This is a genomic window from Agarivorans sp. B2Z047, assembly GCF_023373605.1.
Taxonomy (GTDB): domain Bacteria; phylum Pseudomonadota; class Gammaproteobacteria; order Enterobacterales; family Celerinatantimonadaceae; genus Agarivorans; species Agarivorans albus.
This window is the reverse complement of record NZ_CP088080.1, coordinates 313,752-325,923: the sequence shown is the minus strand read 5'-3', so window position 1 is coordinate 325,923 and position 12,172 is coordinate 313,752. Positions and strand designations below refer to the sequence as shown.

The 12,172-nt window shown below is 44.8% G+C and carries 10 protein-coding genes; 6 read left to right on the top strand and 4 right to left on the bottom strand.

The window, feature by feature from the left end:
• Complete coding sequence (locus tag LQZ07_RS01505; RefSeq protein WP_249483455.1) at positions 1–648, bottom strand: YceH family protein; 648 nt, start codon at positions 646–648, stop codon at positions 1–3.
• 303 nt (positions 649–951) lie between these two features.
• Here LQZ07_RS01505 and LQZ07_RS01500 point away from each other — a divergent pair, with 303 nt between their 5' ends.
• The 3 genes from LQZ07_RS01500 to LQZ07_RS01490 all read left to right on the top strand — a co-directional run bounded on the left by LQZ07_RS01500 (position 952) and on the right by LQZ07_RS01490 (position 3,903).
• Positions 952–2,079 carry a GGDEF domain-containing protein gene (locus LQZ07_RS01500; protein ID WP_152783643.1) on the top strand — a complete coding sequence of 376 codons (1,128 nt, stop codon included), beginning with the start codon at positions 952–954 and terminating at the stop codon, positions 2,077–2,079.
• Positions 2,080–2,243: 164 nt separating this feature from the next.
• Positions 2,244–3,023, top strand: coding sequence for an ABC transporter permease (locus LQZ07_RS01495; RefSeq protein ID WP_227981470.1), 780 nt, complete (start codon positions 2,244–2,246; stop codon positions 3,021–3,023).
• Between the two features lie 124 nt (positions 3,024–3,147).
• Positions 3,148–3,903 (top strand): isocitrate lyase/phosphoenolpyruvate mutase family protein, encoded by a 756-nt coding sequence (locus LQZ07_RS01490; RefSeq protein ID WP_227981471.1) that lies wholly within the window; start codon positions 3,148–3,150, stop codon positions 3,901–3,903.
• A 46-nt stretch (positions 3,904–3,949) separates the two neighbouring features.
• On the opposite strand, the gene LQZ07_RS01485 is transcribed toward LQZ07_RS01490, so the two are convergent.
• Positions 3,950–4,519: an NADPH-dependent FMN reductase gene (locus LQZ07_RS01485; RefSeq protein ID WP_152783649.1), complete on the bottom strand. Its 570-nt coding sequence runs from the start codon at positions 4,517–4,519 to the stop codon at positions 3,950–3,952.
• 106 nt (positions 4,520–4,625) lie between these two features.
• On the opposite strand from LQZ07_RS01485, the gene LQZ07_RS01480 reads away from it, so the two are divergent.
• The gene (locus LQZ07_RS01480; protein WP_152783651.1) at positions 4,626–5,516 is read left to right on the top strand and encodes a LysR family transcriptional regulator; all 891 of its coding nucleotides are present in this window, start codon (positions 4,626–4,628) and stop codon (positions 5,514–5,516) included.
• Between the two features lie 9 nt (positions 5,517–5,525).
• Here LQZ07_RS01480 and LQZ07_RS01475 read toward each other — a convergent pair whose 3' ends face one another.
• Positions 5,526–6,113: a DUF1287 domain-containing protein gene (locus tag LQZ07_RS01475; protein ID WP_152783653.1), complete on the bottom strand. Its 588-nt coding sequence runs from the start codon at positions 6,111–6,113 to the stop codon at positions 5,526–5,528.
• A 273-nt stretch (positions 6,114–6,386) separates the two neighbouring features.
• Between LQZ07_RS01475 and LQZ07_RS01470 the strand changes: the two genes are divergently transcribed.
• A complete protein-coding gene (locus tag LQZ07_RS01470; RefSeq protein WP_016399804.1) occupies positions 6,387–6,563 on the top strand; it encodes a hypothetical protein in 177 nt (58 codons plus the stop codon).
• A gap of 205 nt (positions 6,564–6,768) precedes the next feature.
• On the opposite strand, the gene pulA is transcribed toward LQZ07_RS01470, so the two are convergent.
• Positions 6,769–10,008, bottom strand: a complete 3,240-nt coding sequence (pulA, locus tag LQZ07_RS01465) for a pullulanase-type alpha-1,6-glucosidase (protein WP_152783655.1) — start codon at positions 10,006–10,008, stop codon at positions 6,769–6,771.
• Between the two features lie 894 nt (positions 10,009–10,902).
• Between pulA and codB the strand changes: the two genes are divergently transcribed.
• Positions 10,903–12,162, top strand: coding sequence for a cytosine permease (gene codB / locus LQZ07_RS01460; protein ID WP_152783657.1), 1,260 nt, complete (start codon positions 10,903–10,905; stop codon positions 12,160–12,162).
• The last annotated feature ends 10 nt before the right edge of the window (positions 12,163–12,172 follow it).

Genomic DNA, 12,172 nt, shown 5'->3' with positions numbered 1-12,172 from the left:
TTATAGCTCTAACTGCTTAACCCGCTGTTTTAAATCGGCCAGTTCTTGACGCAATGCATCAATTTGTTGCTGTAATTCAGCATTTTGCTGAGTGGCCACAGGAGCGCTAGCCTCTACATGACTTGCTGCTGGCAAAGCCGGCTCACCTGAAAATAAATGAGCATAACGAGACTCTCGCTTACCCGGTTCTCGTTCAAGCTTAAGCACCAGCTTACCAGCATCATGCTCGGCTAACTCAAGCAAGCTTTGCTCTACTTCTTGCACACTGGCAAAGTTGGCTAGACGCTGGCTACGAGTACGCAGCTCACCAGGAGTTTGCGGCCCACGCAAAAACAGCAAACAGATAATGGCTCGTTGTCCCTCAGTTAACTGCAAACCACCAAATTGGCTATTACAGAAACGGTGTTGGTAACGTACCACTCGGCCTGCCATTGGTGCCTCGGTAACAATGCGTAAATCTTGCAGTTGCACCAATACATCTTGAACTTCTGCTTCACTCAATGCCATAACCGGTTCACGATTACTCTTTTGATTACACGCTAAAGTGAGAGCGTTAAGTGATAGAGGGTATTGATCTGGGGTAGTTGTTTCTTTTTCTAGCAGCGCGCCAATAACACGGGTTTGCTCTAAGCTTAAATTCTGTTCCACTCTTCACCTCTTTAAAACAACAACGAAACGTAAGTTTTCTCATTTATCGTTTAAGAATACGTTAATCTCACAACAGAAGCAGCTGCTTGTCACACGTTTCTGAAAGCTCCGCAATTCAATATTCTGAGCCCTCACTTTGTCGACTAAATCTTATGCAATAAACACTCTTATTTGATCTTTTTTTGATGTAGATTAGTTCTACTGGTCTGATAACTCGTTAAGGTGGGCGTCCACTCAAACGGGTCATAACAGCGCAATACCCATGAGTAGCAATTAACTAGGCATAGCTGGACGCAACATAGTATGGAATCATTTCGTTGGACATCAGATTTTGAAACAGGGATCTCTGTTGTTGACGAGCAGCATCGCCACTTAATTGATCTCATTAATCAAATTGGTGAACAGCTCACCGACAGCCATCCCCTGCAACACGCCGCGATCGAGTCGCTTAGCCAAGAGCTAAATAATTACGTTAAAGAACACTTTCGTGAAGAAGAATTGCTTATGGCCAAACACAAAGTAGATCCGCGCCATTGCCAAGCTCACGTAAAGGCTCACAAAGAATTTGTAGGCGAAGTGGCGAAGCTAAGCCAATTCAACAACGACAATAAACAAAGCAAAATTAAGCATCTGCTCGATTATCTCATTCAATGGTTGGCTTATCATATTCTGGGCATCGACCAAGTGCTCACCAAACAGCTGCATTTCATAGAAGCGGGTGACAGCCCTGCTTCTGCCTATAGCAAAATTGAGCAACCCAACGATCTTGCCACCGAGCCTCTAATAACCGCCTTGCGTGGTTTATTTCACCAAGTTAGCGTGCGTAACAACGAGCTGCTCGAACTCAATCAAAATCTTGAGCAAAAAGTACAAGAACGCACTCTAGCGCTGCAAAAAACCAATCAGCATTTACAATCTTTAGCACATACCGATGTGCTCACCGGCTTACCTAACCGCCGCCATGCAATGATTCAACTTATGGAGCTTTGGAAGCAATCGCTTCAAAGCAACAGTCCTTTAGCTTGCATGATGATAGATGCCGATCACTTTAAACAAATTAATGACCGAAATGGTCATGATGCTGGCGATGCGGTGTTAATGCTACTGGCACGCGCATTACGCGAATCGGTGCGTAACGACGATGTAGTAGCCCGTTTAGGCGGCGATGAGTTTTTATTAATTTGCCCCAATACTAGTTCAGAAGGTGCATTAAACCTTGGGCATAGCATTCGTGAACGTATTGCTAATATGCAACTCAACCACCAGCGCTATAGCGTTACGGTAAGTGTAGGTATTGCAAGTCGTAGCAAAGACATGCAGCACCACGAAGCGATTATGAAAGCAGCCGATAAAGCGGTTTATAAAGCCAAGGCTGAGGGTAAAAACTGCGTACGCAGCTATGAAGATGTATCCAAGCAACAAGCCTGCTAAGCACTGAGGGCTGTTTAACTTTCGCGGTTAAATGTTGTTCGCATAGAAATCAGCTCGAAGGATACATAGCCCCTAACCTTTTCTAACAAGACAGAAAAATCCACTCAGGTTACACTCATTATTCTAAGCCCCTTGGATTAGCGCTTGTTATAGGAAATCTGCCCATGACCATAGATATTAGCTGGCCAGCACTTGCCGCCTTTTCGCTAATACTGTTGATTCCGATTGGGCTTAATTGGCGCTTTAAACTTAGCCTAGGTAAAGACATAACCAGCAGTTTAGTGCGAATGGTGCTGCAGCTTGTATTGCTCGGCTTGTATCTGCAGTTTTTGTTTGATTTAAACAGCTTGTGGGTCAACCTGCTTTGGTTGGTCGTTATGCTTGTGGTGGGCGCTAGCGCCATTCTTGGCAAAGCCAAATTACCTAAAAGAAACTTGTTTATACCAGTCTTGTTGGGGCTGGTGCTGGGTTTAAGTCCTTTACTGATACTGCTGCTATTCGCCTTACTAAAGCCGAGCCCTAGCTATAGCGCTCAGTACCTCATCCCGTTGGCAGGCATGCTTTTAGGCAACAGCCTTAGTGGAAACATTGTGGCTTTACAGCGCCTATTTAACGCACTGGATGAAAAAACCACCGAATACCACGCTTATTTAGCACTTGGCGCAAATCGACTACAAGCAACTCAAGGCTTTGTGCAAAGTGCTATGCAGCAAGCTTTTGCACCTGTTTTAGCGTCTATGAGCACCGTGGGTTTAGTCACACTCCCCGGCATGATGACCGGTCAAATACTCGCGGGCAGTGACCCAATGGTAGCGGTGAAGTATCAACTGGTGATTCTGATTGCGATTTTTGTCATGCTAAGTGTCTCAATTTCGACCACGCTTAGTATTAGCATTCGAGTCGCCATTAGCCCAACCGGGCTGGTTAGAATCACTAAAAATTAGTTTTTAAAACTGCTTATCACGGTCTACTCAAACGGACTAAAAAACAAAAATACTTGTTCAGTTTTCGGTTGTTGAGTATTTCTACTCAATGTACCTTTTAGCTTTAGATTCAGAGACAACAGCTATGACATTCAATGACTTACACCATCAACAGTCACCACTATTACTCTGCAATGTTTGGGATGTTGCGAGTGCGAATATAGCCCAAAAGCTTGGTTTTACTGCAATAGGAACATCAAGCGCGGCAATTGCTGCTGCCCGAGGTTTAGATGACGGCGAACAGCTTTCGTTTGACGATCTAATCCAAGTTGTTGCGCAAATAAAGCAACACTGCAGCTTGCCCTTAAGTGTCGATATAGAAGCAGGTTACAGCCAAAACCCTCAAACTATTGTCGACCACATACTGTCGCTCAATAAACTCGGTGTAGTTGGAATAAACATTGAAGACAGCGTGGTAAAACAGCAGCGAGAATTACGACCTGCGAACGACTTTGCCGCCACGCTTTCCTTTATAAAAAACCAGGTAACGCAGAGAGAGATAGAGATCTTCATCAATGCCAGAAGTGATGTTTTCCTTGTTGGCTGCAAAGATGCCGTAAGTCTAGCCAAGCAACGTATGCAACTTTACATCGACGCCGGCGCGGATGGGATTTTTTTACCCGGCATAGAGCAGCTGGAGCATATTAAAGAACTAAGTAAACACTGCAGCGTACCGCTAAATGTAATGTGCATGCCGCATTTAGCTAACTTTGCTCAACTGCAGGCTGCTGGGGTTAAACGCATCAGTATGGGTAACTTTGTATTTAACAACATGCAGCAACATCTAGAAAGTCAGCTGGCCAGCATTAAGCAAAGCCAATCTTTTGCAACGCTGTTTTAAAGCTTGGAATTAACAGCTCCAACCACTGCCGGAGCTTTTAGACCTTCTATTTAGCCAAACGTTTTGCGGTTTCGGCAACCCCAGCACCTAAGGCTTTTACGCGCTGCTCCATATCTGCATCGATTAATTGCCCGTCACTATTAAATGCTTGATAAGAAGAACCAACAGCCACTTGGTTTGGGCTAACCATTACCCCTAAGTTGAACAAAATATCACGGGTATGTGCCAAGCCACGAATCCCCCCTAAACCGCCCGGGGAAGTCGCCATTATACCTGCCACTTTTCCTTGGAAGGCTGAGCCAATATCGGCATCTTTGGAAGGGCGAGATAACCAATCTAAAGCATTTTTTAGTACGCCAGAAATAGAGCCATTATACTCAGGGCTGGCTATCAACATGCCGTCGGCCTGCGCAAAAAGGTGTTTTAAATCGTTAACAGAAGCAGGTGTGCCCTCGGCTTCTAAATCTTCTGAGTAAAGTGGGATGGCAAAATCAGCTAAGTCTACATAGCGAACTTCAGCGCCCGCTTCCTCGGCACCTTTGGCCGCAATTTTTACCAAGTTTTTATTGAACGATTGAGCGCGTAAGCTGCCTGCAATAGCAATTAATTTAGTCATGTTGTGCTCCTAGGCCTAGCCTGAAAATGGTATTTGTTTTCGATTTGAGAGCATTCTTACATAAGCAAATTTGAAGAAAAACAACACCTGTGCAACACTTCTGTGCATGAATGCACATAAGAATGATTGGAACGATATCCATATAGCTTATAAGGTTGCGACTTTAGGCACGCTTACCGCTGCCGCAGAAGCACTGGATGTACACCACAGCACGGTATTACGGCGAATAAATGCCTTGGAAGAACGCCTAGGCACCCGCTTGTTTCATCGCCATGCCCGCGGCTACCAAGTCACCGAAGCAGGTTTGTTACTTACCCAAACCGCCGAAAGCACCCAAAACGACTTTAACCGTTTATTGGGCAAACTGGCCGGCACCGACAATCAGCTTTCCGGGACCTTGGTATTAACCACGGTGAATAATATGGCCGAGCTACTATTGCCAATGCTGGCCGAGTTCCAAGCGCTTTATCCCAATATCAAATTGGAATATGCCGCCGATAGTAGAATTTTGAAACTAGAACACGGCGAAGCTCACGTAAGCATTCGCCCAGGTAAAAAACCTAAAGATCTTGACTACGTTGTGCAACACTTAGCCGATACCCCAGTAACTCTCTATGGCTCAAGTGCTTATCTTAAAAAATACGGAAAGATTAAAAGCTTAAATGAGGTGGCAGGGCATAAGTTTATTTCAACCATTGAGCCCTACTCGCAAATTAGCTTTATTAATTGGATGAATAGCGAGTTAGATCCGCAACAAATTGCTTTGCGGGTAAACGACTTTAATGCCTTTATTCCGGCCATAAAAGCGGGGTTTGGCGCAGCACCACTCAATTGTGAAACCGCCAAGGCCTACCCAGACCTGCTGCCACTTATGGCACCGCCAGAACATTGGGCCATTCCACAATGGCTTACCACACATGTAGATATGCACCGCACCAGTAAAGTACAAGCCTTCACCCAGTTTTTGAAGCAACGCTTTAATGCTCTAGCCAACTAATTGAAGTGCTTAGTCTACCTCAGGTAAATAACGGTAATGGCCGGTTATTTGATAACTAAACAGCATGTCGTTTAGTTGCGGCCCTAGGCCAATGTTATGAACAATTTTGGGAACGCCAGCTGCAGTGTATTGGTCACTCACAATGCCAATATGAGGCAGATTACCGGGGAGCATCCAAGTCACAATATCACCCGGCAAATAGCTGCTAGCGCTATCACTTACAGCTAACGATTCGCCATGGCGTGTAAAAAACACCTGTAGATTAGGCACTCTGCGATGGTCAATATTGCGGTCGGTGCGGCTTAATCCCCAGATACGTTTAGACGGATACTGCGCAAAATGCTGCTTCATGTCTTCATGTACTTGAACTTGTAGATCAATGCCAAGTGCGCGGTAGGAACGAATAAGCACATCGGTGCACACCCCAAAGTGTTCGGGCACATCACCATTAGGATAATCCAGTGCAAAGTAGGCACCATTGTAAATCACCGTGTGCTCTGTTCGTGCCAAGGCAGCATCAACCAACTGTTGTGATAAAGTGCTGCCAAGCACCGGTAATGAAACCGCGCCTACGAGCAACAACACTAACCTAAACATAATACTCCCTATCGATGACTTACCATTCACTCACTCTACGTTATCTTACTTATTTTCAGCACCATTACTAACAATTGAGTCAATGTAGAGACGCCATTCACCCTTATTTAGCTATGCAAGCTTATAGTGCATAGCTAGATCCAGCTCACTAAATAAGCAAAATTCTCTAATACTATGGAGGTAGCTCTAAACCTCAATTGATGTAGATCATTTTTTGTAGGCTACTCGCTGGTTATGTTGAAAGTGTAACAACAATAAATAGAGGTAATAAAAATGGAATTAATACAAGATCCGCGTTGTTATACCGACGTTTGTATAGACGGCCAATGGTACCACTACGACCATTGCGGCACTTCTGCTTACATGCTTAAAGGTGGAGCGTCTTCAGGCATAGAATTGCAAAGCATTCCCACCACCGAAAACGAATTAATCGAATTACTGTCTAGATAAGAGCTGTTAACTTGCACCTGTTCGAGCTGAACGGGTGGCTAGTTTTGCCAAAGCATACACCAAACATTGATTGGCTAGACAGCTAAGTGCAAGGCCTCCATTTCTGCTTGTGCCTTTCCCCTATAACAAAGACTAGCAAAGAAAAACGGCTACCCGAAGATAGCCGTTGTTGTTGCTGCAGTATCGGCTGCAGTGTTAACCAGATTTATCCCTTCACTGGTAAGCCATCACCACGTGCAGCCAAACGAGGCTGAACGAATACTGCAGTGGTCATAGCAGGTACTTCAAAAGTGCCGTCAGCAAACTCAGCGTCTTTAACCACTAAGTCAGTTGAACGTTGCTGTACAGGGTGTAACTCAAAACCCTGTGCATTGTTAATGCTAACTTGCTGGGTTTCTGCTGTTGCGTTTACCATCACCACAATCGCATCATAGTTACTGTCTAGGTCAGCGCCTGAATGAATACCATTGTCGATTGATTGCACAATCACACCCGGTATTTGGTCTACCCCGGTATTGTGGAAGTCGATACGCGCCATAATGTCTTGCTTAGCATTCATGCGGAATAGCGTTGAGCTGGTGCGCATTTCCATCAAATCAAAGAAGCGTAGTTTGGCATCTTCAATATGTTGCGGCTCGGCTTGAGTTTCAGGGTTAGCAATGATTTTCTTAATCACATCATAGTTTGCACCATCGATGTGTTTCATCGGCAAGCCCTTGTTCCAGTTGTTATCTTGGGCGGTGAAATCAACACGGTTGTACCAATCACCCGAGTCGTAGCTATCACGCTCCATTGACTTAGAACGCAGCAACTCTGAGCCCATGTGAATGAATGGAATACCTTGGCCTGTCATCACAGTAGACAAGGCAACGGTTTGCATACGCGCACGTTGCTCTGGGGTTAACTCTTCAGCCAATTTGTACTGATTAATGTCCCACAGAGTTTGGTTATCGTGCTTAGATACGTAAGAAATATTCTCTTGGGCACTTTCGGTGTAGCCTGCTGGTTGCTCATCACCACCATAAAGCAATTCACTGCCCTTGATGCGATCGCCATTACGGTCAACAAATTGGAAATCGGCCAAGTTACCCGCCATACCTACACGGATAAGGTCGGCGTTGTACATCCAAGTTTCGTTGTAAGTGCTGTCAGGCATATCGGCATTGAGTTCATTGGCTAAAACCGCATTGGCAAAACCTTGCTGCTTACGTAGCTGATCACCATCATCAAATGGGCTACCGCCACGAATACCATCACGTAAACGGTCAGAGAAGGTACCTATCCCAGTGCCCGCCATGTTTAGCTGGTTTGCTTGAACAAAACGAGCGTCATCTTGCACTTCACCAAAGGTCCAGCCTTCGCCGTAAAAGTAATTATCTGGCGATACTTTTTGCACTTCTTCTAGCGCTTCGATCATTAAGTCTTTTGGTTGGTGACCCATTAAGTCAAAACGGAAACCATCAATTTGGTAATCACGCGCCCACACAATTAACGAGTCAACCATCAGTTTACCCACCATTTTGTGTTCGGTAGCGGTGTTGTCACAACAGGTTGAGTTTTCCACTACACCGGTATCAATAGTTAAGCGTTGGTAGTATCCCGGTACAATTTTATCCAATACCGACTTATCGTTGCTAGGGCCAGAACCATGGGTATGGTTATACACCACGTCCATAATCACTCGCATATCTTGCTGATGTAAATGCTTCACCATTTGGCGGAATTCTAGAATACGCTGTTTGCCATGTGCATCAGTAGCATAGCTGCCTTCTGGCACATTAAAGTGGAACGGGTCGTAACCCCAGTTAAAGCTATCGTACTGGCGTAAATCGTTCACTAAAGCCTGCACTTTTTCAGTGGCAGGATTTTCATCAACATAAGCTTGCAGCACATCTTCAATCACCGCCGACTTATCGGTACCGTCTTCACACACGCCAGCATTGGCATTTAGCTCACACAGCTCACCAATGGTGCCATCAATGTCTACGCGATTTACCTCATCAACCGTAGCAATATCAAACACTGGTAACAGGTGTACATTGTTTAAGCCGCGATCGCGTAACTGCATTAAATGCTTATAGCTGGCGCGTTCTTCATCGGTAAAGGCTAAGTACTTACCGGTATATTCTGGGTTACCATCTTCATCGGCAAAACTAAAATCTCGTACCTGTGTTTCGTACAATACGTAATCGGTCGGTGAGTCAATGGTTGGTGGAACAATGCTGTCCCAACCACTTGGGAACAATTCACTGTCATTTTGTAAATCGACAACCTGCGAATGGGTGCTATTAGCCGATAAACTTAGCGAGTAAGGGTCGGTCACCATTAGCGTTTCAATACGCTGGCTATTTGGGTGGTATACCTCAACTTGGTAACGGTAAAAAACATCCACCATATTAGGCATCGCTTCGCTAGACCAAATACCTGTTGCAGGATCAAACTCCATAGCCACAAAGCCTTGATCGGCGTGTGCGCTTAAGTCTTCATCGTACAAGGCCAGATTTACATCTTTAGCCGTTGGCGCCCAAAGACGGAAAGTTGTTAAGCCGTCTTGAATCACTGCACCCAGCGGCTCATCTTTAGCATTTTCCCAATACAGGTCATCTAGCGCCCCAGGAATTTGCAACAAGGTAGCAGCGACCACTTCTTCATCTTGATTATACGCCGCAGCCACTAGCTGACCTTTTATCACCTCGGCAGCTTGTTCTGCATTTAATTCGTAAGCTTGTAAATGCGCCAGATGAGGGAATTGAGCTTTAACCTCTGCTGGCATCTCGGTAATGTTTAATTCTAGGGCTTCGCCACCCTCTATTGTTTTATCTTCGACATTTACCGAAATGCCGGCATTAGCAGAATGGTACAGTTTAAACTGACTACCATTTGCATCCCATAGAATGAGGTTATCACGCACCCAGTGTGCACTTGCGCCAACAATGCCAACTGGAGGTTGGTTTACCTCGGTGTAATCGGTATCTACATACACGTTGTCATCGCCCGCCTTTATCAAGCCATGTTTGTAGTCAGTGTAGTAGAAGCGTAGGTCACCCGTTTGGCCACCCTGCTCTAAATTACGCGGAATCATATTAATACACTCACCGGCATGATAAGCGTCAATCACCCAGTAAGCGCCGTAAGTCTCGTTAATGCCGGTGTATGCCATGCCAGCATCCCAACCACCTGTAGCGTCACCGTCACTGCCATCACCCCAACCATTACAACTGGCATCGTTCCAGCCGTGAATAGTCCAACCTTGGTAGTACTCCTCTAAAGACTGATTGCTTGTTTTAGCATCGTCTAAACGGTAATAAACGGCAATTTGACCGTCTTTTAGGTCTACAAGACCGTTTTGATCACCATTGTCATTGTTACTGCTGCTATTACAGGCAGCCAACGAAACCGCCGCCAGCACTGGCAAAGTTAACTTTGCAACTTTGGATAATTCCATTCCGAGATAACCTCATTAGTTTTATTTTTATAGTGTTTAATGCTTTGAAACTTTCATTTTTTAGCCTATACACCTAAATCAACCAAAACTGTGAGATATGCCTAGCTCAGGTTTAAGCGCTCAAATATCAACCAAGCAGTTTCTAATTTGCCAGCCTTTGTCACTATATTATTCTAAAAATTAAAAATAACTTAGATAATAAAACCATAAATAAGTGTAATTTCAGACCTTTAAGAATCTTGAGAGGTAGTTTGCAAGCACTGACTTAAAAAAGAAAAGCACCAGTAATCAAAATTAGTGCTTAAAAAGGGGCTAACTTTCCATTGAGTAAGTGCTAGCAGAAACAGCGCTAAACTAGGGTCTGTTGATCTTTGGTGTTGAAATTTTGTTCGAGATAAGCGGGCTTTAATCGCGGCGAGCACTTAGAAGCCTAGCGGGCTAAGCAAGAAGTGCTTAACAAAGAGTAAAGTTCGCTTATCCGAACCCTTCGGGCAGCATTTCTTAGCCATTTATTCAGCGTTAGCGAGTGATTATTAAGCTCACTTAACTGCATACTCACTGCCTTGCCTAAATGGCTAATAAATTGCTGCAAAATCCATCAGCAAAGATCAACAGACCCTAGACATAGTTACGCCCCAAAAACCATCAGATACGCGCCATAGTAGTGCGTTTAATTGCAGCCTTTTTCGAAACAAATTTCTCCAGCCCTACTCGCAGCAATTTTATGTGCAAACGGTACATTTCGTGCAGAACAAAAATCACCCATTTGCACAACAAAACTCAAGCCAAAAGAAGAGCATATTTGGCACAGCTTTTGGAACGCTTAACACGATGGAGTAACTAGCGTGACCACCAATATAGCGATTGTTGTCACCAATAGATGGAGTTAACACAATGAGCCAAACTAACGATTTTCCACTCTCGGCGGTTCCACAAGACGCCCGTAAAGGTTTTTGGTCTACCGCTTTTGTACTTTTAGGGTTTACTTTCTTCACTTCCACCATGTGGGCAGGTGGCACACTCGGTACCTCATTTAGTTTCACCGAGCTGCTGTGGATCATACTAATAGGTAATTTGCTATTAGGTAGCTATGCCGCTGGGCTGGCTTATATGGCGTATAAAACCGGCTTAAACTCGGTGCTGCTAGGGCGATACTGTTTTGGAGAGCATGGTAGCAAGCTGTCTGACATTATCTTAGGTTTTACCCAGATAGGTTGGTACGCCTGGGGTACCGCCACCATAGCGATTATTTTGCTTAAGCTGCTCAACTTACCCGAAAGCTACGCAACACCTTTAATGGTACTGTTTGGTTTTGGCTTTTGTATTACCGCGTTTATTGGCTACAAAGCCTTAGAAATTCTTTCCAAAATATCTGTTCCCGCCATGTTGGCATTTATCGGCCTGTCGATTTACCAAGGCAGTATTGATATAGGTGGTTTCTCTCAACTTAGCAGCATTGCGCCAAGCGATACCATGGCATTCTCTGCGGCAATTACTTTGGTATTTGGTACCTTTGTGAGCGGCGGTACCCAAGCAACCAATTGGAGTCGTTTTGCTAAGTCTGGCCGCATAGCGGTTATCACTACTTTGTTAGCTTTCTTTATTGGCAATGGCTTAATGGTATTTGTCGGCGCATTCGGCGCGATGGTTTACCAGCAAGCCGACATCGTAGACGTACTAGTAAGCCAAGGCTTTATTCTGGTTGCCATTTTGATGTTATTTGCCAACATCTGGACAACCCAAGACAACACTATTTATAACTTTGCCGCCGCCGGCTGTAACTTGATGAGAACCGACAAGCGCCGCTTAATTACTCTCGTAGGTGCGGCCATCGGCACCCTGCTAGCAGTATTTGGCATGTATAACCTGCTTATCCCATTTTTAATCCTTTTGGGCACTTTTATTCCACCTATTGGCGCCATCATCATGGCTGATTTTTGGTTCAAACATCGTGGAAACCCACCAGCATTAGAGCAAATTAAGCTACCTAGTTTCGATAAATGTGGTTTAGCCGCATACGTGGTTGGTTCGGCTGCAGCTTACTATTCCCCTTGGATAGCGCCGTTAGTTGGAATTGTTGTGTCGGCCAGTTTCTATGGTGTATTACTGCACATTAGCTCGGCTCAGCCCTTAGCCAAACAAACAGCCAGTTAAGGAGGTAGTG